14 protein-coding genes are annotated in these 24,198 nt (G+C 36.0%); 5 read left to right on the top strand and 9 right to left on the bottom strand.

The window, feature by feature from the left end:
• Positions 1-2: 2 nt before the first annotated feature.
• Positions 3-434: an Xre family toxin-antitoxin system antitoxin gene (locus AC51AA_RS02115; protein ID WP_500704097.1), complete on the bottom strand. Its 432-nt coding sequence runs from the start codon at positions 432-434 to the stop codon at positions 3-5.
• A gap of 105 nt (positions 435-539) precedes the next feature.
• Complete coding sequence (locus AC51AA_RS02110; RefSeq protein WP_500704096.1) at positions 540-3,143, bottom strand: family 20 glycosylhydrolase; 2,604 nt, start codon at positions 3,141-3,143, stop codon at positions 540-542.
• Between the two features lie 1,402 nt (positions 3,144-4,545).
• Between AC51AA_RS02110 and AC51AA_RS02105 the strand changes: the two genes are divergently transcribed.
• Together AC51AA_RS02105 and AC51AA_RS02100 are read left to right on the top strand one after the other, a co-directional pair.
• The gene (locus AC51AA_RS02105; RefSeq protein ID WP_500704095.1) at positions 4,546-8,055 is read left to right on the top strand and encodes a SusC/RagA family TonB-linked outer membrane protein; all 3,510 of its coding nucleotides are present in this window, start codon (positions 4,546-4,548) and stop codon (positions 8,053-8,055) included.
• 9 nt (positions 8,056-8,064) lie between these two features.
• Positions 8,065-9,645 (top strand): RagB/SusD family nutrient uptake outer membrane protein, encoded by a 1,581-nt coding sequence (locus AC51AA_RS02100; RefSeq protein ID WP_500704094.1) that lies wholly within the window; start codon positions 8,065-8,067, stop codon positions 9,643-9,645.
• A 306-nt stretch (positions 9,646-9,951) separates the two neighbouring features.
• Here AC51AA_RS02100 and AC51AA_RS02095 read toward each other — a convergent pair whose 3' ends face one another.
• Both AC51AA_RS02095 and AC51AA_RS02090 read right to left on the bottom strand, forming a co-directional pair.
• Positions 9,952-11,028, bottom strand: a complete 1,077-nt coding sequence (locus AC51AA_RS02095) for a calcium:cation antiporter (RefSeq protein WP_500704093.1) — start codon at positions 11,026-11,028, stop codon at positions 9,952-9,954.
• 22 nt (positions 11,029-11,050) lie between these two features.
• Entirely contained in the window at positions 11,051-11,920 is an 870-nt protein-coding gene (locus AC51AA_RS02090) for a class I SAM-dependent methyltransferase (protein ID WP_500704092.1), read from the bottom strand.
• Positions 11,921-12,246: 326 nt separating this feature from the next.
• Between AC51AA_RS02090 and AC51AA_RS02085 the strand changes: the two genes are divergently transcribed.
• Positions 12,247-12,831 (top strand): helix-turn-helix domain-containing protein, encoded by a 585-nt coding sequence (locus AC51AA_RS02085; protein WP_500704091.1) that lies wholly within the window; start codon positions 12,247-12,249, stop codon positions 12,829-12,831.
• Positions 12,832-12,902: 71 nt separating this feature from the next.
• Here the strand turns inward: AC51AA_RS02085 and AC51AA_RS02080 are convergent, their stop codons facing one another.
• The 5 genes from AC51AA_RS02080 to AC51AA_RS02060 all read right to left on the bottom strand — a co-directional run bounded on the left by AC51AA_RS02080 (position 12,903) and on the right by AC51AA_RS02060 (position 21,484).
• Positions 12,903-13,583, bottom strand: coding sequence for a phosphonatase-like hydrolase (locus AC51AA_RS02080; protein WP_500704090.1), 681 nt, complete (start codon positions 13,581-13,583; stop codon positions 12,903-12,905).
• Positions 13,584-13,651: 68 nt separating this feature from the next.
• Positions 13,652-14,812 (bottom strand): TIGR03364 family FAD-dependent oxidoreductase, encoded by a 1,161-nt coding sequence (locus tag AC51AA_RS02075; protein WP_500705667.1) that lies wholly within the window; start codon positions 14,810-14,812, stop codon positions 13,652-13,654.
• Positions 14,813-14,848: 36 nt separating this feature from the next.
• Complete coding sequence (locus AC51AA_RS02070; RefSeq protein ID WP_500704089.1) at positions 14,849-16,129, bottom strand: DUF5690 family protein; 1,281 nt, start codon at positions 16,127-16,129, stop codon at positions 14,849-14,851.
• A gap of 145 nt (positions 16,130-16,274) precedes the next feature.
• Positions 16,275-19,151 carry a TonB-dependent receptor gene (locus AC51AA_RS02065; protein WP_500704088.1) on the bottom strand — a complete coding sequence of 959 codons (2,877 nt, stop codon included), beginning with the start codon at positions 19,149-19,151 and terminating at the stop codon, positions 16,275-16,277.
• Positions 19,152-19,729: 578 nt separating this feature from the next.
• A complete protein-coding gene (locus AC51AA_RS02060) occupies positions 19,730-21,484 on the bottom strand; it encodes a CocE/NonD family hydrolase (protein WP_500704087.1) in 1,755 nt (584 codons plus the stop codon).
• 422 nt (positions 21,485-21,906) lie between these two features.
• Between AC51AA_RS02060 and AC51AA_RS02055 the strand changes: the two genes are divergently transcribed.
• Together AC51AA_RS02055 and AC51AA_RS02050 are read left to right on the top strand one after the other, a co-directional pair.
• Positions 21,907-23,067 (top strand): oxygenase MpaB family protein, encoded by a 1,161-nt coding sequence (locus AC51AA_RS02055; RefSeq protein WP_500704086.1) that lies wholly within the window; start codon positions 21,907-21,909, stop codon positions 23,065-23,067.
• A gap of 208 nt (positions 23,068-23,275) precedes the next feature.
• A complete protein-coding gene (locus AC51AA_RS02050) occupies positions 23,276-24,013 on the top strand; it encodes a hypothetical protein (protein ID WP_500704085.1) in 738 nt (245 codons plus the stop codon).
• The last annotated feature ends 185 nt before the right edge of the window (positions 24,014-24,198 follow it).

The following is a 24,198-nucleotide window of genomic DNA, read 5'->3' as shown; positions in this document are numbered from 1 at the left end:
GCCTAAATATTATCACCAAATTCTATTGCAGTTAGTCGATCGTCAATAATTTTAATTCCTGTGATCGTTCCTAAATAATCTTTAGGTGCTTTATTGTATAAATAAAAATTGGGCGAAATTAACCATTTATCAAAATTCTCACTTGTTTCGAAAACTTCTTCACCATGTTGATACAAGGCAAGTAACAAAACGACATGCTCTTGAGTGTTTTCTTTAGACAGAACTCCTTCCTTTCTATAAGTTTGATATGTTTTAGAACTAATATGCAACCAATCAGAAACTACACTATCATTCAAAGTTGAAACGGATTTCAATGCATTGAAGTAAGTAGAACCGATAGTATGTTCTTCTAAAAAATGACGCACAGTTCTCGGGTTACCAATTTTTGGAATTTCAAGCTTTGCAGCTTTCTTAGTGCCTTGTAAAGTTGCCATAGTTTTGTTTTTGATCAAATTTACGTAATTTTACAAGTTCAAACAAGTAATTTTACCGATATCACATATAACCTCATGAAGTACAGGTTTTTTCAAGAAAATCACTTATTCACTTATAGGTACAAAAGTGAACATCCATTTTACTGGATTCTGCCAATTTTGTCCTTTAAACGAAGCTACTGGCAATTTTACTTGAACCAAATTCCATCCCTTTTTTAAGCTAATTTTCATTGGTTCTCTAAATTCATATCCTTCATCAATTAAAGGTATTTCTAAATTTCCTTTTTGACCTGCGTGTTTCCAAAGTGGAGGACTCATCAACTTACCATTTACCCTAACTGCACTATTTAAAGTATTCCAAGTGCCAGCATTTGGAGAATCGGTGTTCATGGAACGAGAAAAATTATTAAAACCAATCCAAAATTCTTGTTCTTTATCTTCTTCACTCCAAATTTGTGTTTGAGCGTACCAAGTGGTGTTTTCTTTTGGTTGTTCGATCACACCCGAAATTAGTGGCGCCCACCAATGTCTCATCACTATGGTCCCTCCCGTAACTTTGTACGTTGCTTTTTCTTTTGAGGCATTAAAGTTTCCTTTTTCAGGTGCAAAAGTTTTACTTAAATCACCTTTGTTGTCAAAAGGTCCATAAAGATCCCAAACTAAATTGGATTGCTTCACATAATTAAAAGCTAAGTTTTTAAAATATTGCTTTTTTTGATCCAACAAACGGTTTTCAAATTCGATAAAGGCTTTAGCCTTTTCGCTTTCCAGTTGCCCGATGATTGCCGTCCAACCCGCGTATCCACCGCCTTGCCAACTACGTTCTGCAAAAGCCAACATACCAGGATAGACCGGATTCATCGTCATTACATCTTCTTCATTGGCCACGGCTCTATCATTCCATACACATACAATTCCCCCTAATGCATTTTCGTTACCCTGTGTTAAATTACATATTTGGCGATTAAAAATAGTCACTACACTTTCTAAGGGATCCATATGGTTTAAATACAAATGTCTTGAATCGACATACTTTATATTTTTATTCTTACTCACACTTGTTGCACCTTCCATCCAAAGCTGACGAATGACCCCATCACTAAAATTTCCCCCTGGTTCCCATCCAATCACTTTTTTTCCTAAACGCTCTACTAGAGCAATCACTTCTGGCAAAAATTTCTGATTGGTGATTTTTACTTCATCAGCACCTAAATGCAAATACGGTACATCATAAGTAGCACAAAATTCTTTCATGATGTTTTTTACAATTTCTAAGCCCGCATCACTTTGCATTCCCACTTTCATCGCACGTTCAAATGCTGCACTATGCCCCGGTACATCAATTTCAGGAATTAAAGTGATGTGACGTTCTTTACAATAAGCAATTAACTCTTTTAAATCACTCTCGGTATAATACTCGCCTTTATCTCGAAGCATATTTTCTGGTGCCGTTAACTGCGGATACAACTTACTTTCCAAACGCCAAGCAATATCCTCGGTAAAATGAAAATGAAAAACGTTTAATTTATAAGCGGCCATCACATCAATTTGTTGTTTTAAGAGTTTCATCGATTGAAAATTTCTTCCAACATCAACCATAAATCCGCGCCACGCAAAGGCAGGCCAATCCTTGATTTCAACAGCATCTACATAAGTATTGTCACGCATTAACTGCAATAAAGTTTGAATACCATTATATACGCCCTGAGCCGTATTGGCGGTAAGTATTATTTTATCCACAGTTGCTTCCAACTCGTAGGCCTCTGATTGATTTACAGCTGTCGTTACAGTTCCTAAACGAAGTTCTATATAATGAGCTGCTCCCGAGCCTTTCTTTCCTAATTTCACCTGCAATCCTTTTTCCTCCATAGCTTTTTTCAAAACCAAACCTTCCTTGGCTAAAGCCGAATCATCCACCAGAATTGTGGTTGGTGAAGCCAGGGAAAAAGTGCCTGCATTCCATTTTAACTGCTGTGGCTTGGGCAATAAAGCAGGTTTTGCTTCCAAATCAAACACATAGGGGAAAACTAAATGCTTCCATTTTAAATAAGCTTCGCCTTTGAGGTGCAAACCATCATTGGTCAATTCTTTTTTAAACTTTCCATTTTCATCACAAAAGGAAGTATGTAGATCTATATAGGTATACTGAAAATCGTTTGCATGTTGTTTCAAATTAGCATTTAACTGCCTGATTTGCTCTCCTTTATTGGTATGGCTTCCAAATTTCTTATAATACTCATTTACAGGTAACAAACTTTGCACATACAATTTTGTCGCAGGAGATTCCTGTTTCAAGTAAGAAGCGATTTTGGTAATATTTTTAAAAATGGTATCGGTGGAAATATTCCTAGACAAATCATTAACACCGATGAGTAAAAAAACCTTTGCTGGTTTTCTATTGACAACTTCATCTATTCTGTTCAAAACCCCAGCGCTTACGTCTCCGCTTATACCACGATTCTTCACACGATGGTCAGAAAATAATTCTGCCCATTCTGCTCCATCACTGATGCTATTTCCAAGAAAAATAATATCCCCTTTTGTTTCGGGCAAGCTTCTAAAATGAGAAACTCGCTGTTCATAGTAAGTAGAAAACAAACTATCGGGCACTATTTTTAATTTAATTTGTGCATAGGCATTCACCCCTGCAAACAAGAGTATCGCACACTGTACCAAATAAAACCAATTGCCTTTTTTAAAATCTTTCATACTTATATTTTTTACAAATTATTATATTCCTTTTACAGATTTAGTTGTTAGAATATCTTTAACCTATTGATCAGCTTACTCTATCGTTTTAGTCAAAAAAGAAAATGCATTAGGTAACATTATGCATTTATATAGTGACTCATAATGTAAACAAACACTCTTTCTTATACTCAACAAACTCATTACCAAGCTATTTATAATTTTAAATTGTAAGATTTACCCTGTTTAAAATAGCTATCCCAAAAGTACGTCCAAACATTTAAAAAAGCGGATTTCAGTCCATAATGGCCTAGCTTTTCAAAGGTTATTTTGTAAGTACTAACTTACTCATAAGGCTAAATCCTTTTAGTTTATCCTATCCTTAATGGGTAACCGCATCTCCATTGTCGTCATAAGAAGCCAAATTCGTTATGTGTCCCTTATTATAAGAAATAAAGAAAACCAAGAACCAAAAGGTTATCGATTATACCTCTTTTTACAGCTCATCATTTTGATGTTTTTCATCAAATGAAATTCTTTACCAAACCTTGAAACGTTAATAAATTAGGCATTTCATCACTTTCATTTGTTCCCAATCGTCCAAAAAAAACAGCTAATATTTAGTTAAATTTACGAAATCTTGTTGCTGTCTTAATACTGACGAAGCTATACCAAATATTTTAATTAAACAACCCAAATAGTAAAAATGTGCTCGTGCACATGATATATAGGTATATCTATGTAAGGAAAAACATATATAAATGTTTTTTCAATAAAATCTGATTGTTCAACAAATTCTCTACTATCCAACGTATTCAGCAACTAAAAGCAATGTTAAATATTAATTAATAAATTTTTTTAATAATTAATTTGATTTATTAAAAAAATTTATACTTTTACAACATGATAACAATCTTTTAGATCAAATAGCTCGGTTTATTTCAAAATCATCCGCCTTTTCTTCTAATTAAAATGTTAAGAAATTGTTTTAGTTCAATAGAACAAAAATGGAAATACCAGTGCTATCAAAAAAAGGGATCCCCAACCTTTTAACAATAGTTAGTCTTGAACATTATTACATCATTAGAAATAATAATAGTAAGTACAAATACATATAAAGAAGGAAGTTTTTATCTGAACACTTTAAATGAAATTTATAATTATTAACCAAATAAGAGCAAAACATGAGAGAGAAAAAAGATGAATCTTGTTTAAAATTAAAATAAATTTTAAACGCAATAGCGCCCTAGTTTGACAAAAAAGGGAAACCCCCTTTTACAAATATTTTTTGTTTCACAAAAAAAAACCAGCAGATGCTACGAACATCGCTGGCTAGTTCCTTAAAGATTAAGGATATAGACTGGAAAAACAAATAAACATGACCACGAAGGAAAATTATTATTAACCAAACCATGACAAAAGTATGAATTTACTACCAAAAGGCAAGCCGAAAAGTTATTGGCTTGCGCCGAAATTCGGGAACGTTATCAAATTGACTCCCCTATTTTTAATACCTTTTACTATACAGGTATCGGCATCAGAGTCCACGCATGCGCTTAATTTATCCGAAATAAACGGAATAGTTAAAGTAGAAAACGAAGCAGTTACAACTAAATTGTCCTTGATACAAAAACAAATTAAAGGTACAGTAGTTGATGCAACAGGAAACCCTTTACCAGGAGCTAATATTATTGTCAAAGGAACTACTATTTCAACACAGACAGATTTTGCGGGTAATTTTACCCTTGAAGTTCCTGATAATGCGACAAAAATTGTTGTTTCCTATATTGGTATGGATGCGCAAGAAGTAAATATTGGAAATGGAACCATTACTGTTATTTTAAAAGAATCAGGACAAAACTTAAATGAAGTAATTGTCGTAGGTTACGGCACGCAAAAAAAATCAAAAATAACAGGTTCCGTATCTAAACTAGACAATAGAGTATTAGAAACGGGAACACGTTCTAATCCTGCTTCGGCTTTAGCTGGAACTGTACCTGGTTTAAGAGTACAGCAGGCTTCAGGAAGACCAGGTGCTTCACCTACTATTGTTCTACGTGGTGGTACAGAATACAATGGTACAGGATCCCCTTTGGTAATGGTTGATGGTTTTGTAAGAACTGGATTTAGTGATATCAACCAAGACGATATTGCCTCAATCGAAGTTTTAAAAGACGCTTCGGCGACTGCTATCTATGGTGCTAGAGCCAATAATGGAGTAATTTTGATTACCACTAAAAAAGGAAAGGCGGGTGTTTCTAACATCACTATAAATTCAAAATTGGGTGTAAATACATTAAATACTCCTTTTGACTTTCTAGATGCTCGCGACTATTTAGCTTACTCCAGAAAAGCTATTCAAACTTCAGGATCTTATGATCCTAGCCGTCTGACGCAACTTAACTCCACTGGTCCTTTTGGTACTGGAAATCTTTATAAAGATGCAAACGGAAACATTCTTGATGGTAATAAAACTGCCTCTGCGGTTTGGAGCCCGATGTTTAGAAATGCTGCCAATCAAGAACTATTGGGTCAAGGATGGCAGAGCATGATCGATCCGGTTAAAACAAATGCAGCGGGAGCTTACGATCCAAACGGTACCAACAAAGAAATTCTGTACAAAGACTTTAACTATAAAGACTATGCACTTAGACCTCAAGGTATCACCAAAGATCTAAATATTGCCATGACTGGTGGTAATGAGAAAGGTAGTTATTATGCTGGTTTCGGTTCTTATGACGAACAAGGCTTACCAATTAACACTTTTTACAAGAGACTTACCTTTGTTTTTAATGGCGAATATAAAATCAAATCTTGGTTAACTTCTACTTCTGGTGTAAACTTTGCAGATGCCAAATGGAGAGATGCCACTAGGCCTGGTCTAAGCACAGCTGATACCGAAGCAAACTATTTGACTCGTGCTTTAGGAGCCCCTCCTACAATGAGAGGTACCAATGCTAATGGAGAGCTATTAATTGGGCGTGATGCTGCTGACGGTAACCCTCTGGTTAATGATGGCAAATTTATCCGTAAAAATAATTCAGACAAATTTACTTTGACTCAGGCTTTCAAATTTGATTTATTAAAAAACCTAAGCTTCAGAACTAGTGCTAACTGGTTTTATAATGAAAGTTTTAATGAAGCTTTCGACAAAGATTATTTACAAAGTCCAGGCAACATCAACAAAACCCGTTCTTCAAGTGCAGCCTATGCAAAAGACTTTAGTCAAACCTATAATGGCGCCTTAAGTTACAATGCTTCCTACAACAAACATCATATGGATGCCATGGTGGGTACAGAATATTATAACATTTATCAAAAAGGATTGTCTGCCTCAGGTTCAGGTGCTCCATCTGATGATTTTATGGATTTACAATACACCAGTGCTGATAAAGACAAAAGAAGAATAGATACCTTCCACACAGAACAAACTATCATATCTTTCTTTACGCGTATCAACTATGATTTTAACGAAACATACCTGTTAACCTTAACAGCTAGACGAGACGGTTACTCTAAATTACTAAACAACCGTTGGGGTAATTTCCCTGGTGTATCTGTGGGTTGGAATATGCATAAGGAAAGCTTCCTACGTGATTCTAAAATAGTAAACACTTTGAAATTAAGAGCTAGTTACGGTGAAAATGGAAATGTTGCCAGTATTGGTGCTTACGACTTACAAGGAATTTACGGCCCAGGGAAATTGTATAATAGCACTACCGATTTACCAGCTAAATATGACGGAATTGTAGGTTTTCAACAAAGCGGCCTTCCTTTTCCTGATTTAAAATGGGAACGTTCAGCGACTTATGAGTTTGGTGTAGATACTCGTTTATTCAATAAACTTGATCTTACTGTTGCTTTTTACAACAGAAAAACAACAGATAAGATTTCTACTTTTAGTCTTCCAGCAACTTCAGGTTTAACGTCCATTACGACCAACCTTGGAAGCATGCAAAACAGAGGTCTTGAGGCAGAATTGAACTTTAAGGCTGTTAAAACTGCTGATTTCTCTTTAGATGTTTCTGCAAACGTTGCCTACAATACAAACAAAATATTAAAATTACCTAGCAATGGATTAGAAAACAATAGAGTAGTAAATCCTGGTAACAATGTTACTAATGCTACTCAAGTGTATGATGCCAATGGTAATTTAGTTTGGGTTAATGGTTTACAAGAAGGTCAAGATCCAAATGTAGCTTATGCTTTTGTTGCCGAAGGGATCATCAGAACTCAGGCTGAATTAGACGATTACGCCTTACAACTAAAAGATTTAATGGGTGCTAAAACTTTGGTACATCCAGATGTTTTTAACGCTATGACTCCTGCTCAAAAAGCCTTAGCTTATCCAATTGCATTAGGTGATGTAAAATGGAAAGATGTCAATGGAGATGGTATTATCAATAGTTTTGACAGACAGTATATGGGTCGTACGGTACCAAAAGTAACAGGTGGTTTTGGTTTCCATGCTAAATACAAAGGTTTCACACTTAGTTCTCGATTTGACTATGCTTTAGGATTTGTTCAATACGACGGACCTAAATCTTGGTTCTTAAGTAATGCCCAAGGAACATTCAATACAACACAAGATGTAAAAGATACTTGGAGCCCTGAGAACCCTAATGCTAAATATCCAACTTACTACTGGGCGGATCAGTTATTCAAAAACAATACGTTCCGTACCTCAAGTATGTTCTATAACAAAGCTGATTATTTAGCTTTCCGTGAAGTGAGTTTATCTTATTCACTACCTGCTGATTTATTAACTAAGTTAAAAATTGAAGGCATTAGACTTACTTTGACAGGACAAAATTTAGGCTACTTCAGTAAATCAACTCTATTCTCACCAGAGACAACTGTAAATGGAACATCCGTTGCAGGAGGTTATCCATTGCCACGTACAGTAATTTTAGGTGCTCAATTTACTTTATAAAAAAAAACCATGAAAAAGATATTAATAGGAATTGCATTAGTGACGTTATCAATTACGTTTAATGCTTGCGATAAACTGGATTTGGCTCCAGAAGATTATTACGCTGGTGAAAGTTTTTGGAAAACTCCTTCACAAGTAGATGGAGCTATGGTAGGCTTACACAACCAACTTAGAAGTTTTCAGTTTACATTGTTTAACTTAGGAGAACTTAGAGGAGGTACTTTAAGAGACGGTACTAGTTTTACTGGAACTGCTTCTTTGAACTCAGGATCTATTATCATTCAAGATTTAAGAGAATCTTCACCTGGTATCTCTAGCTGGGCAGGATTATATTTCGCTATATATCAAGTAAACAACTTCATTTACCAAGTAGAAAAAGCAGAATATTTAGCGTCTTCAGACAAAAATTACTATTTAGGACAAGCTTATGGTTTAAGAGCATTTTACTATTTTCAATTGTATCGCACTTTTGGAAGAGTGCCACTAGCGAAAGAACCGAAAGTAGCCATTAGCACGCCTACAACTGCTCAAGAGGCTTATTTGCCACGTACAGCGACTGAAAAAGAGACTTTAGACTTCATCAAAGAGGACGTTAATAAATCAGTTGCTAGTTTTGCTGGAGATTATACCAACAAAATGCAAAAAGCGCAATGGTCGTTAGGAGCTTCTCAAATGTTGCAGGCTGAAGTATACTTATGGTCTGCTAAAGTTAAGATTGACGGAGCAGCACCAGCAACTACTACGGCTGATTTAGCAATTGCTAGAGCTGCGGTAGAAGCGGTTATTCCAAAATATAGTTTACAACCAAGCTTTGCAAATGTGTTTAATTCAGCTGCTACAGCTGCCATTAAAGGAAATAATGAAATTATTTTTGCCTTGAGATATGGTTTTGGGGAGGCATCTAATAGTTATGGCCAATTCATTTATGCTATTACAGATCCATTATCGGGTTATGTTGACGACAAAGGAGTAGCCATCCCTGCCAGTGATCCATTAAAGGTAAATGGAGGTGGAACTATTATTCGCTACGAATACAAATACGCTTTATATCAAAAATACGATGCGGCGGATACCAGAGCTAATGTTACCTTCTTAAACTTCAACAAAGGAGCGGTTCACGCCACTAACTTGCGTAAATTTATCGGTACAGTTGTTGACGGCGCTCGTGCCTTCACAGATGATTTCCCTATATACCGTTTATCAGAAGCTTACTTAATGTTGGCCGAGATTAAAAACAAACAAGGTCAAGACCCATCTGCAGATATTAATACCATTAGAACCCGTGCTTATGCTGGTGGTGGAGGCGTTGCTCCCGTTTACACAAATGGTTCATTCGAACAAAACGAATTGGCTATTTTCGCTGAAAGACAAAAAGAATTTGTTGCCGAAGCTAAAATTTGGTATGACTTACGTCGTATGCAAGATGCTTCCGGAAATCCTTTAGTATTCAGAAAAGATTTGCCTTTAACTGGTGTATTGGATAATATTTCTGGTCAAAACCACAAAATACTTTGGCCAATAGATTTAAGCACTTTAACTAGTGATCAAACTTTATTGGATGCACAAAATCCAGGTTACAAAGGAACTTAAATATTCGTTTTTTGAAGAACCGGCAAAGAAATTTGGCCGGTTCTTTTTTTTAATAGCCTAAATGATTTAAGTACTAATGCTGTTAGTCACAAGTTGAGAAGCCCATTCCTTTTTTGGAAATGGGCTTCTTTTTGTTCTTTATATTTTTCTTAGAATCTGGTTATTCCCATGATGAGCGAATTGAATTCAACTCCTTCCATAGGTATTTATAAACTTTACTGTTGTTTCTTAATCGTTCTAATCTGGTGGTACAGCATAAAATATATCCTTGTAGCCCTTTTTAGGTACACCATTTTTCTTTATGTATCAAGGATAGATCATCAAGAATACAAAAGCAAACAAATTTACAAGCAACACAACTCCGTACACAATATTGGATTTCCCGCTACTTAACGACAACATTACAGTAAACACGGACAACCCTAATAATACAATAGATTTGATATCAAGTCCAAGAATAATAGGCATATCCGTAAGGATACAAACTACTGCAACACTAGGAATGGTCAATCCAATACTCGCCAAAGCAGAACCCAAGGCCAAATTGATACTGGTTTGCAATCTGTTTTTTCTTGCTGCTATGATGGCCGCAATGGCTTCTGGTAATAAAATAATGGCTGCAATGGCCACCCCTACCAAAGTCTTTGGTAGATTATAACTGGTAATAATACTTTCAATAGTAGGAGAAAGCGTTTTAGCCAATAATACCACAATACCCAAGCTGATGATCAAAAAAACAAAGCTGGTCGCAAAAAGACTGTTATTGATGCTTATTGGCTCAGCTACCTCTTCATTTTCATCAGCCCCAATGGTCAAGAAATATTGCCTGTATCTACTGGTTTGTGCAAATAAAAAGGAACAATAAATAACCAAGCAGGCAATAGAGGCAAAAACAAGTTGGGGTATGGAATAATAAGATCCTGCAACACTTTCAGTAAAGGTCGGGAACACCAAGGTAAACACGATAATCGAAACCAGTGAAACCAAGCCAATGGTTACAGAAGAGGCAGAAAAATTCTGTTCGTAATGTTTCAGACCTCCAATTAAAAGACAGAGTCCAATGATCCCATTAAGAATCAACATAGTTGCAGCATATACAGTATCTCTTGCTAATGAAGCAGCTTCAGCTCCCTCTGAGATCATAAGAGATACAATGATGGAAACTTCAATTACAGTTATTGATATGGCCAAAATAATGGTTCCATAGGGCTCTCCTACTCGCTCGGCTATAATTTCAGAATGATGTACAGCTGACATCACACTGAGTATAAGCAGTATGCTCGCTACAATTTGAAAAAAGCTACTCTGGTTGATAAGTCCACTAAAAAAAAGAATCCAAGCTAGCGCCGGAATAATAATTGTCCACTGAAGTAATAATTTCATATACAAGTTTTATAAATACGGGTTAGTTACTTTTTTCGCCAACAGCCACCACCATTTCGCAAGGACCAATAAAACCTTTTTCTCCCTCAAATCGCTCCAATTCTCTTTCAATATCTTTCCAAACTGCCTCTTTCTCCAAGTCGGATAAACTACTCATCATCTGATGCAAAGCGCCAAATGATTCTTTTTCAAACTGCACACACTCTTTTGCTGATGGAAACATCAACGGTGCATCTATAAACTCCACCTTCACATTTTTGAAACCTGCCTGCAAAAATGCATTTTCAATTACACCAGGCCCACCTAAACTAAAAGGTCCTGGTTGACCAGGCAATGGAGCTGGTAATTTAGCACGGTTGCGAATAATACCTACAGGAACAGAGAAAAATAAATTCTTATCAGGGGTTGAATAAACAATTGCGGCTACTTTTCCACCAGGCTTTAATACCCGCAACATTTCTTTCAAGGCCTTTTGTTGATCCGGAAAATAAATGAGTCCCACTCTAGAAATAACCGCATCAAATGTTGCATCATCAAGTGTAAGGTTTTCACCATCCATCACTTTTGTCTCGATATTGCTTACTCCGGCTTCCTGAGCCATTTTTCTAGCAAAATCTAAAATATTAGAAGAGATGTCTGTAGCTAAAACACGACCTGCAACGCCCACTTTTTTAGCCGTGGTAATCGAGGGCTCTCCAGCACCAGCAGCCACATCAAGTACTTGTTGTCCATTACTAATTTCAGCCATTTCTAACATTTTCTCTGTTGCTTTTCCAAGCCAGTTGTTTAGCGTAGGGCTCCAACGACACCAAGCTGCTGCAGCTTCTTGCCATTGGTCATGAGTCGTTTTTTTGTACTTGGCAGGATCGAATTGAGGAGAAGTTGATTCCATGCTTTCTATTTTTAGATGTGAATAATTGTGTACAACCTACTGTCTGTTCTCAGCAGCCCTCATGGACTTGGCACTGATATTCACAAAGATACCAAAATTTCAGTAAGAAGAAGGAATAACACTACTGCAAATCATTATTTGACACGAAGGCAAACATCCATAAAAATAATGGCAACCTTAGTCTTGTTCATTTGCTTTTTTGTTTTCCTTAGTGCCCCTTAATTTGGTTACAACTGAAAAAAATTAAACCCAATTTTATTCTTAGATACTACAGAACCTTTAGTTCTAATTGTATTATATTTACGTTTTAAACTGAAGAATTTATTATGGACGATTTTTTAATTGGTATTGGAAAAAGGTTAAAAGAAATTAGAAAAAAAAATGCCTTAACCATACACGAGGTTGCCAATAGAGCTGGTGTTAGTAATGGTTTGATTTCAAGAATTGAAAACGGCAGAACCATTCCCTCCTTACCCGTTTTAATTGAACTGATACAATCTCTAAACACCGATGTAAGTTTCTTTTTTGAAGGGGTTGAGAATACCAAAAATGCCAAGTACATTCATATTCAAAAAGAGGATTACCAAAAAATAGAAAAAGAAGACAAGGCGGAAACGAAAGGTTTTAACTACCATCACATTTTTAGTAAAAGCATTAATTCTATAGGTTTTGAAGCGGTCATTCTGGAGGTTGAACCCAATTGCAAACGTGAAAAGGTGATTACCGACGCTTGGGAATTTAAATACATTATCAAAGGAAGCGTCACTTACCTTATCGACGATGTCGAAGTACTGGTTAACGAAGGCGATTCCTTATGTTTTAATGGAAGACTTCCCCATGTCCCAGAAAATAGAACTACTGAGAATTGTATTATGTTGGTATTGTATTTTTATTCTGAAAGTAGTAGTTAAAAAAGGTTACCTCCTAAAAAAAGAGATAACCTTCTAGAAAAAACAAAACACTAATTCAATATTTTTTATTGCTAATTCAATATAGTATAGAATGATGCAAGAGAATCCAGTATATAATCTGGTTTTGCCTCCTCTAATTGTATTCTTGTTTGTGCACCCGATAAAACGCCAATAGTAATACCACATTTGGCATTTTTCCCCTCTTCAATGTCCACAGCAGAATCCCCTGCCTTAAGCACTTTAGAAGCATCTACAATCCCAAATAATTGCATGGCTTTAAAAATCATATCTGGGAAAGGTCGTCCCTGTTTCACATCACTGGCCGTTATTAAGGCATCAAACTGAAGTCCTTTTTGCCAATTTAATTTTTCCAATAAGGTATTGGCCACATGACTATTGTAGCCCGTGTTCAAAACTATTTTTATCCCATCTTTTTTAAGATGTTCCAGCACCAATTCAATTCCATCAATGGGTAAAACAGTAGCCGTGAGGTATTCCTGATCTAATATTTCTTTAAAATAATCAAAGATTAAATTGACTATTTGAGTGTCGTGGTTATTCAGGTGTTTTACTATATCGGTTATAGCCTGATGTTTTTCCTTTCCTGCTCCTACAGCCAATACCTCTTCAAGAGAAACATCAAAACCAAATTTAGTAATCGCTTTATGCAAGGATTTGTAAACTATGTTTTGCTCATCAATTGTGGTTCCGGCCATATCAAAAACAACCATTTCAATTTCATTAATTTTCATTTTCTATCGTATTTATTTTTTTTTATTTACATGTGCATTACATGCTCGGCGAGTAGTAAAAATTATGTTTATCTAAGATTAAAAAGCTTATCGATATTGTGTTTAGCAAATCCTGCGCTTCCAGTCATTCCTTTACCTCCAATACCGGTGATGATATGAATGTTATCTCCAATGGTATGCTCGAAAATATCTTTGGTTTTACATTGAGAATACATACCAAACCACCTGTTCTGTATTTCGTAAGTAGGCAAATCAATTATTTTTTTGGCTTCCTCAATCATGAAATTATCAATATCCATATTCAAATCAAATCCCAATGAATCGATATCTTTTGCAGGAGCGTACTCATGCGAATCTCCCAAAATTACCGATCCGTCCATGGCTTGCTTGAACAAGATATGAATACCATACTTTTTCTCAAAACTATTGGGATCTTCTTTTGCCTTGATTCCAGCATACGATTGACATTCCTCAAAACATTCGTATCTTCTAATGGTTAATCCCGTGAGTATAGACCCATCTAATTTATAATTCTTTTGACCCTTGGTTTGCAACATTTGAAGTTTAGAAACCACCAAGTCGCTATTGTTATAAATTTCAGGATATAATATTTTAAAATCACTACCGTTACAAATAATGATTTTTGAAGCGTGGTATTCCAATCCAATGGCTGTAGTCGCTACTACCTCATCCAATCGGTTTTCGGTATTGACAATGGTCGTATTGGTATATAAATCTAGTCCCAGATTCGCGATCATGTATTGATGCAATTTGTGAATCATCGTCGAAGGCTCCACGGTCACCTCTTGTGGAAAAAACAAACCTCCCATACAATAATCCGCACGCAAACCATCGTATTTTGCCAAACATTGCTCCTTTGTCAGCAAATTTGACGTATAATCATTGGCGATATTAATTTGATTTAACTCTTCTATTAATTGCATTTCCTCTTCATTGGATGCCAAATAAACAGTACCGTTTTGACGCAGATTTATATCAAACTTGGATTGAATATCTTTATATATAGCAAGACTTTCTTTTCCGAAATTTTGCCATTTCTGATCCATTCCTGATGGTACTACCTGTCCAAAATTTCTAACAGTAGCGCCTTCAGGTTTGCTGTTTTTTTCCAGTATAGCTACCGACATTCCTTTTAATAAGGCATGATAAGCATGGAATGTGCCTAAAACTCCTGATCCAACTATGATTAAATCATATTTCTTTTTCATGTGTGTCATTTATTTTTATTTTAATTCTTCCTTTATTTAGCTGTATAAAGGGCTGGTGTTAATTTTAATTGTTTTCTTGAATTTCTTCTTAAAATAATGGTAGGACATAATTGTCGTTACTATGCCCACAAAAGATAACAGATAAATACAAGTGGTAAAAAAACTTAATAAGGAAATTTTCTTGTCGGCAAAATTTTTGAAAAACAGAACCAAAACACTTCCTAGATAACCAAATGCATCGGCGATATAAATCAGAAATCCTGCATTTCCATCAATTTTGTATGTGGCGATCATGCGATCAAAAAACAATCCGTTAAACGGTATGTAACAAACATACATCCCAAATCCCGAAATGATCATCCACGGCAATGGAGACAAGAGATGCTTTTGAAACAAAAAGGTCGTTATTCCGATGAGTACTGAACCTAAAAATAATACTAAATGATAATTTTTGAAAGCCTTATAATTGTTCTTCATACTTCCTAAAAACCCTAAAATAACCAGTACCAATATAGCAATAGGAATCTCCGAATACATATAGATCGAGATACTCTCTTTATACCCTAACATATCCCAAAGTTCTCTAGCAAAATTATCTCTGAATTCCCTCATGGCTGTTAGCATCGCATAAAATACAATAATGATCGTTAGCGGAAAAGCAAACTGTTGGAACAATTTAGCACGCTCTTTTTTCCCTAGGGGCTTTCTTTTTGATTTTAAAGCTAAATCCTCAGCGTCAGGGCTTGGAATTTTTTCTAGAAATAAAGCAAAAAGCACCAAAGGAATTACAAAAATCAATCCTGAAACAAATGGCATCCAAAACTCGTTGCATCCCAATACCTGCAGCACAAAGGTCCCAACTGATTTTGCTGCGCCTGAGGATACAATAAAACTGGAGCATAAAATAACACCTAATAACTCTGTGGTTTTTCTTCCTTCTATATAAGAGAAAACAATTCCCCAAATCATTCCCAATGGCAGTCCATTTATGAAGAGGAACGCAATATTATAAGGTGCTGGCACCAGCGCAAACCCCAATAAGGCTAACTCAGAAATAGCAATAAAACTGATCAAACACAAAATTCTTTTAGATGATTTTAGCTCTGATATGATTTTGATTCCTAAAAACTTAGAAAAAGTATACCCTAAAACCTGGGCCAAAATCAATAATATTTTATAATCAATTCCCCAAAAAGCCATATGGTCAAATGTAGCCACCGTAAAGGGCTTTCTGAAGGCGTACATACAAAAATAGGTGCCAAACGCTGCTATAGATGTTTTTAAGACGAACCTGAAATTAGATGCTTTTTTGGACATTAGTTTCTTTCTATTAGTGTGATAATTGTGATGTGAAATTGAGCGAAGAAGCTGTGGTTTAAAAACCCTTGAACATAGTCGATTTAAAAAAAATAAACTGTAAAAATAAAACCTACTTACATTCAAAGGGTTAACTTAAAGTTGTCTAAAGATTATATTTAAGACCTAGATTAAACTTCATTCCGTAATACTCTACTTGTTTTGGTCGATTTGGCGTTTCTCCAAAGTGATACATCAACGGTTCATTTAGAACGTTATTTACATCGCTGAATAGGGTGAAATGATCCCCTATTTTGTAAGAGGCTGAAAAATCAAGAGAATTGTACTTACCATAATAAATATCGTTTATATCTGTATTTTTTGCATTGGCATCAAAACTTACGGCATAGGCTCCCTTATGATTAAAAGCAGCTCTTACGTTAAAACCTCCCTTTTCATAGAACAATTGCAAATTGTAAAGTTCTTTGGCTTGATAAGGAGTAGACACTTTTCTTCCACTTGGATTATTCGTATTTTGACCAAGAGTCATCTCCGAATTCATCAGTGTAGCATTAAACTGCGTTCCCAAATATTTTAAAAATCCTGGTAAGAAGCTGAATCGTTTTGTAATTCCAAATTCTATTCCGCCTATCCAGGCATTACCCCCATTTTTAGGAGAACTAATTTCGATATCCGAAATTCCGTTTATGGTCCCTTGATAAGTATCATCAAAAATAGGATCCGTAATGGATTTATAGAAAACCCCTGCATTAATCACCCCTACCTCATCAAGAAAATACTCTCCTAACATATCGAAGTTCCACGAATAAGTCGGATTCAAATTTGGATTTCCTCCGGCGTATTCCCCATCAATGGTGTTAAGCGAACCCGCAGGAGAGATATCTCCAAAGTTCGGTCTCGCAAATGTTCTGGTCGTAGCAAAACGAACATTTAAATTCTCCATTGGAGCATATTTCACATGTAGCATCGGAAGTACCGAGGTGTAGGTTTTGGTGTTATTAGCATCCACTACCTTATCATTTTCAACCGTTTTCCCAGTTACTTGTGTAATGGTATTGGTTAGTCTTACTCCTCCTAATACGGTCCATTTATCCGAAATAGAATATGTAGACATCGCATACACAGAAGAAGTTGTTTCCCCAACATTAAAGTTCCTTCCTAAACCTTTCCCTAATTCTGGAATTTGAGAATCTGCCGTGTTTAAAACCAAATTAGCTTGCGATGTATTGTATAAATTATTCATACCATTGGGCGATAACACCGGACCAAAACTATTTCCTATGGTCGTTCCTGTTTCTTTTCTAAAATAATCTACTCCTCCAGGCTGTTGGATTAAGTCCTGACTGTAGTTTGATAAATAAGGGTTAGCCGATCCGGTCCAACTGTAATACTCATCTCTAAAAGTAGCGATACGATCTTTATCGGTTAATTTAGCTCCAAACTTCATTTTAAGATTTTCATTAAAATTATGCTCATAGTTGACACCCGCAATAATATTATCTCTTTCAACAATACTAATTTTATAGAGTTCCAAAGTGGAGAACTTCATTTTTGTAGGATCTGTTTTAAAGTTCGGATCAGCATAAAAATCAAATACTGATTTTGGATTTTTAGGATCTAACATTCCTCCATCCGCTGCCCAATAGGCTCTTGGTCCACCTGCTCCTCCACTGGATGAAGGCACCGTATTAAAGTATTCTGGTTTAACCCCAACTCCAGTTTGGTTGAATTGAATTAAAAAATAACTGTTGTCTTCTGCATTGGGAATATTCCCGTATCTAAAACTATTTCTATAAGAAGCTAGATTCCAATCCAAAGTACCCTTGGTCAATTGATGTTTCCCTCCTAAATCCAGGCCAATAAATTGCGTTTTTAATTCGTTGTGAATATTCTGTTGCTCCACTGTTAGCGCATTGGTATCCTTATTGAATTTGTCAAATCTAATTCTGTGTTTGTAATGTGTTTCCGTATCCGAAAGTCCCCCGTAAGTAGCTTTTAGATATATTTTATCTTTGGATGAAGGATTGAATTCCATAGCTCCATTCAAACCTGTGGTTTTTCTAATACCCGTATAATCTCTAAGTTCTAAGCGGTAAACCCCTTGATCTCCTTGTCTTCTGGCCTCGTAATTATCCGTTGCCCAATTCCTATCCCAATAGGTACCATTTAAAATATATCCAAATTTTCCATTTTTACTTTTATTACCAATGGTGACAGATCCACTATAAATTCCTTTATCGGCCTTTTGATTGTAGCCACTAAAAACACTTGCTTTAAATGTTTTTTTAGCGGGAGCTGTTTGGGTAATAAAATTGACACTACCTCCAATGGCATCCCCATCCATATCAGGAGTAAGGGCCTTTGTAGCGGTCACATAGGCAATCAGATCTGAAGGAAAAAAGTCAAAGGCCGTAGCTCTTGAAGTAGTTTCTTCTTCGGCTGTTGGTATTCTGTTACCATTAATAGTGGTGGAAGACCAAAAAGGCGGCAATCCACGCACTGAAACAAAACGTCCTTCCCCTTGGTCTCTTTCAATAGAAACTCCTGGCATACGTTGCACTGTTTCTGCAGCATTACGATCCGGAAGTTTTCCAATCCCATCGGCAGCAATTACATTGACAATGCTCATTGATTTTTTTTGCATACTCAAGGCTCTGGCTTCACTATTTCGAAGACTCATCCCCTTTACCACAACTTCCGTTAATTCTTTTGAATTTGCTGCTAAAGCAATAGTCCCTAAATCCAATTTCTGACCGTCTTTAAGCGCTACTTTAATACGCTTTACTTCGTAGCCTATATAGGAGATCTCTAATTCAAAACTCCCCGTTCTTACATCTTGTATGGTAAAGTAACCGTTGAAATCCGTTGTGGCTTTTTGATTATTAGAGAGTATAATAGTGGCTCCTGGCAATGGCGATTGCGCGTCGGTTACCGTACCACTTATCGTAGCCTTTTGAGCAAACATGTTTGATGTAAAAAGTGCAACTGAAAAAATGAAAATTGCTTTAAAAAATGTTTTCATTGTTATTTTGTTTACAAATATTAAATTTATCACAGCAAATAAACAATGATTTTTATAAATAGTAAATAAATGAAAATTATCTAATTGTTAAAGAAAAGGAAATTCCAAGTACTCCTTTGTTAAGGATTTGTAAAAAGACTCCCGATACAAGTAGACCTAAAGCATAGCGGCATCCCTTTAAATACAGGAGAAATTGCCAATTTTAAAGTGGGATTTTAATTAGCCAACAAGGGAACCCTTCGCTTGTAGTGGTTAATAAAGCGATGCTACCAAAACTTCATTGTTTACAAATAGTAAACTTTTTTAACGACTATTTGAGCAACTAAAAGGCAAAAGAGAAATGTTCTTTATCCTCAAAACAAACAACTGTTTGAATTTGTTTTGAATCAAGGATAAGGATTAGTGAAATAGCATAAAGCTTGCCCGACCTTTAATTGTTCTGGTCAGACAGAGCATACAAAAGAAAACGTTGAAAAGATAATTCGAGGAAATTAATTGTAGATCACCCTACCTGCTTCTTATTAGTCAAGGTATGCTTCTACTAGTACATAAACTAAGAGGTAAGCCTATTGTTTTTGTTAGGGAATCTTCAATACCGGAATCTTCACAAAACTATCGTTATACCACTTTACTTTTAAGGGTTCTTTCGCATCTTTGATGGTTTCTTCGGTAACTGTTTTACCTGTTCCATAATTGAGCTCTGAAAATGAATTTTTGTTTACGTCAAGATGAATGAGCAATCGACTTCCTTTATTTAATTTTTTACTGACCAAATGGGTATTGGAGAAGGGAATCGTTTCAATAGTATTGGGTGCAAGTAATGTTCTTTTAGTAATATCCTTTGAATAACTGGCCCTACCAATATAATAAGACAAATGAAAATAGTCCCCATTTGGCATTATTTCATATAAGGTTACCCCATAATCGAAATCTTTTTTATTGATACTCGCTTTTATCTCCCCTAAAAAAGAACCATTTAGTAGTAGAGCTTCTTTCAAAGGCTCGCTGACAAAATTAAAACCACTACTGCTATCTGCTCCTTTATTTATCATAGGGTCGGGATAATAATAAGCATTGGTACTATTTTCCCTGTCTTTAAAATCAACTTCTTGTGAGAGATAAGCTTTTTTAATGGGCTTTTTGGCATCCAAAGCAAAGAACTCTCCCGTTTTACTGGTACTCAAATAAAAGTGTAGAAAACCATTACTCATTTTATCAATGGATGGAGCACTTCTCCACTCATTGGCCCCCATCACTTGATAATTAATTTTGTCTTTTAACATCGATGGCTTTATTCCTTTCTTTAAAATGTAATCAAACCACTCATAGGTAATTTTAGTGATATTGAATAAGGCCACCGAATCCACTTTGTAGTCATTTAAAATAGCCTCTCCTCCTACTTGGGTACCAAAGTGTCCATAGGGTCCAATAATGAGATAAGCTTGCGTTTGCGGGCTATACTTTTGAAGTTCTCGTAGATAATACAAACCTGAACTTTGTCCATCGTTATAATACCCTTCAAATGCCAAAACAGGAATGTTTATATGGGCAAAATCTTCTTGGTAGGGCGTCATACTTTGCCAATATTGGTCAAAAGAAGGATGTTTAATCCACCGCTGAAACCATTTGTTGGGAGCTCCATCAATGCTGTCTAATTTACGATATGCTGCTCCTGTCTCCCACCATTTGTTTTGCATGGTTCTAAAACGCTGTCTATCATTACCCGCTATCGTATCTAGGGATTTGTTATTCCCCACATAAAAGGCCCATTCATAATTGGGATTTATGAAAACATTATTTTCAATGGGTAGCCCCTGCCCTGGTCTTGCAGCTACTGCAGGCACGATAGTTTTAAGAGCTGGATGCACTTTCTTTTTACAAGAAGCCCATTGGGTAAAACCGTTGTAACTCCCCCCATACATACCCACACTTCCGTTACACCATTTTTGTTTACTAATCCAATCAATCACGTCGTAGGTATCATTTCCATCATTCTCGTATGGAAATATTTCATCGGGACTAAATCTTTTTCCTCTTGCATAAGCTATTACGCCGATGTATCCATGATCGACAGCTTCCTTTAATTTAACCAGATCTCTGCCCTTATCTCTTACGTATATGGTGGATTGAAGTATTACTGGTTTTGCACTTTCATCTCCTTTTTTGCGCACCACCATGACAGAGATTATGGTTCCATCTTTTGTTTTTACCAAAACACTGTCTTGAATATTGTAATTACTTTGTACATCTTCTGATTTTATCCTTTTAGTCTGTTGTCCAGAAGTATTACAAACTATTAGAATTAGAAACATGAAATTCAAAACTATTTTCATTGGGATCGCATTTTAATTTTGGTTTATTTATTTTCAAGCTAGGATGACACTTCAGTTAGCGTACGGTTTTACTCCCCTTACAAAACAAGGTATCTATCCCAATTGATCTACATGGTTGCGAACTTAAGCTGTTCCATGGGCTAATATAAAACTATTTTTACTACAAAACACTAAAGATCAGCAATTCAACTCTCTACCATTTTAAAACAATAACCTTGGCCTACTAGTGCATTTTAAAAGCAGCCTTTCCATGAAAAACAAAAGCCTAGGTATTACAAAAACTACAGCGCTCTCCCTTGCAAAGCACCCAATTCAAGTGAATCAATAAAAAAATATTTAAGACTGTCCTGCGCTTGCTTTTTTTTGTATTTTTAGATAAATCATAGGCTGACTCAAGCGAGCGGCCCTAATCCCGATTTCATATGGAGGAGCACTTTACGTATTTTTGGAAAAAAGGCAATGGTAATGAACTCATAAAATGGTCTGGAGCCACTATCAATCCTAAAGCGCTTGATCATTACCAATTCATAAGAACCCAATATGATCTTTTGGGGGATCAGGCCTCCAAAGAAATCTTTTATGGAAAGGATTTTCAACAAGCCTATACCACTATTCGAGAATTGTCCAAAACGACCATTTCAGCTGAGGATGATTTTCCACAAAGCACAAAGAAAATGATGCTACAGATGCAGGAAATTCCCGATTGGTTAGATCAAGAGCTCGTTACTCACGGCAGTGCTTTATCCATGCGCAGTGGAACCAATGCCTTAATCGCACTACGCGATTATAGTCTTATGGGGGGCTATGATTATGCTTATCTCAACAAACCCTTAATCTATACAGGAGCTTTAAAAAAAGGAGCTGCCAAAAGAATAACCGATACATTAGACTTCTGGATTCAAGTCACTCGAAATGGAGCTTTACAGCCCGATCAAGAAGGCTATCAGTATATCTTCAGAACGCGAATGATGCATTCCTTTTCCAGAATCATGATCAAAGAAAAGTGTCCAGACTGGGATAAAGAAACATGGGGAGAACCGATCAACTTTGCAGACATGGTCGCCACTAGTATCGGATTTAGCTTAATCTATATGCATGGATTACACCAACTCGGCCTTCGTATTTCTGAGAAAGAAGAACTTGGTGTTTTTCATCTCTGGAAATATGTCGGGTACCTGCTAGGAATCCCTGCAGATTATCTTCCTAACAATAAAAAAGAGGCTACTGAACTATTTTACTTATGGACCGCCACTCAGCTTTCTGCTGACGAAGACTCCAGAACACTTGCCAAAGCCCTAGAGGAAGAATCCTTGGTTTCTAATGTTTTTCAAAAAGTCTATCAAAAGAAAACGCTGCACTACTTACATACGAGTTTTGTTCGCTTTCTATTGGACAAAGAAACCAGCGACCGACTGCAGATCGCTAAAATTCCACTGCCCAATCTGTTTCCTCAATTTCGCAAAGTCCGAAACAAAGTCTTCCATAGTTTGTTTTTAGGGAATGAAAAAAATTACAAACGTTCGGTTTATTGGGGTGATGTGATCCAGAGAAAAATTTCGAAAGAATATTTAAAAGCCAAATAAACCCAAGGATCAGGCGCTAACCTTGACTTTCTTTGTACAAAAAACAGCAGTAATAATCTTCAAAATACCGCAAAAAATGCCAATAACTTTAACTTTAACTTTTTGGGTAAAACTTAAAATCCTTATATTTACTTTTTGGTTAATCAAATTTCGTTAGACAAATTGTCAATATTAATAACGTTAGGCCAATTAATTTTAAGTAGTCAAGATGGAAAAACATACCCTACCAACAACATCGTTACCACTAACGAATCATATTATATCCAATAATCCAATAATAAAAGCTGATTTATTCCCTCATATAGATTCTCAATTAGGTTCTGTAAAAAGAAAACAACATCCTATGGTAGATCCTAGTATTCCCTATAGAGATTTGACTAATGTTGCTAGTAAAAAAGAAAGTTTAGGCCGACTCATTGATAAACTCGATGTTGCTCATAATCTCCGATACCAGAGAACGGTTGACGACACCTATTGTAATGTGTATGCCTATGATTATTGTTATTACAGTAAAGTATACCTCCCAACAGTTTGGTGGAACAAGACCGCTCTAGAAAAGTTGGCCTCGGGACAGGAACAAGTAGCTATTTTCGGACAGACTGTTGACCGCATTTACTCCAGTGCCCTTACCGATTGGTTTCCACAATGGGGAGGTTTTTTTGGATGGGAAGAAATCGCTACAGCTGATGAAATACAAAATAAAGTAAATACCCATGGGGGCATCGGAATTATTTGTGCCAAAAGAAGAGAAAAAGGACTCTCTGGACATATTGTTCCTATTGTTCCCGAAACAGATGAACACCAAGCCTATCGAGAGAACGGTCTGGTAGTCTACCCCCTGCAATCGCAGGCAGGAAAGCTGAATTACAACTACTTCTCAGAACTTAGAAAAGACTGGTGGAAAGATGAATTATACTCGTCATATGTGTTTTATTACCATCCTTAAATAAAAACAATCCCTGATTACACAAAGGCTTTATCCCCCTTATTGATAATCAACACATTAAGCACTTGCGAATAACAAAAAAAAGTACTACTTTTGCAACTTGGGAAAACAAGCATAGCAAAAGTCATAATTAAGCTATCCTTCTATTTAAATTATTGATATAAAAGTAATTAATAACAATAGTG

This window comes from Flavobacterium sp. OHVDL-2026-0007, assembly GCF_059882335.1.
This window is presented reverse-complemented; position numbering and strand designations above follow the sequence as displayed.

What these genes read in the sequence shown, in the direction of transcription:
- AC51AA_RS02100 (WP_500704094.1), top strand. Translation starts at nt 8,065, where the DNA reads ATGAAAAAGATATTAATAGGAATTGCATTAGTGACGTTATCAATTACG.
- AC51AA_RS02070 (WP_500704089.1), bottom strand. Translation starts at nt 16,129, where the DNA reads ATGTCCAAAAAAGCATCTAATTTCAGGTTCGTCTTAAAAACATCTATA.
- AC51AA_RS02095 (WP_500704093.1), bottom strand. Translation starts at nt 11,028, where the DNA reads ATGAAATTATTACTTCAGTGGACAATTATTATTCCGGCGCTAGCTTGG.
- AC51AA_RS02055 (WP_500704086.1), top strand. Translation starts at nt 21,907, where the DNA reads ATGGAGGAGCACTTTACGTATTTTTGGAAAAAAGGCAATGGTAATGAA.
- AC51AA_RS02115 (WP_500704097.1), bottom strand. Translation starts at nt 434, where the DNA reads ATGGCAACTTTACAAGGCACTAAGAAAGCTGCAAAGCTTGAAATTCCA.
- AC51AA_RS02085 (WP_500704091.1), top strand. Translation starts at nt 12,247, where the DNA reads ATGGACGATTTTTTAATTGGTATTGGAAAAAGGTTAAAAGAAATTAGA.
- AC51AA_RS02060 (WP_500704087.1), bottom strand. Translation starts at nt 21,484, where the DNA reads ATGAAAATAGTTTTGAATTTCATGTTTCTAATTCTAATAGTTTGTAAT.
- AC51AA_RS02050 (WP_500704085.1), top strand. Translation starts at nt 23,276, where the DNA reads ATGGAAAAACATACCCTACCAACAACATCGTTACCACTAACGAATCAT.
- AC51AA_RS02075 (WP_500705667.1), bottom strand. Translation starts at nt 14,812, where the DNA reads ATGAAAAAGAAATATGATTTAATCATAGTTGGATCAGGAGTTTTAGGC.
- AC51AA_RS02105 (WP_500704095.1), top strand. Translation starts at nt 4,546, where the DNA reads ATGAATTTACTACCAAAAGGCAAGCCGAAAAGTTATTGGCTTGCGCCG.
- AC51AA_RS02065 (WP_500704088.1), bottom strand. Translation starts at nt 19,151, where the DNA reads ATGAAAACATTTTTTAAAGCAATTTTCATTTTTTCAGTTGCACTTTTT.
- AC51AA_RS02090 (WP_500704092.1), bottom strand. Translation starts at nt 11,920, where the DNA reads ATGGAATCAACTTCTCCTCAATTCGATCCTGCCAAGTACAAAAAAACG.
- AC51AA_RS02110 (WP_500704096.1), bottom strand. Translation starts at nt 3,143, where the DNA reads ATGAAAGATTTTAAAAAAGGCAATTGGTTTTATTTGGTACAGTGTGCG.
- AC51AA_RS02080 (WP_500704090.1), bottom strand. Translation starts at nt 13,583, where the DNA reads ATGAAAATTAATGAAATTGAAATGGTTGTTTTTGATATGGCCGGAACC.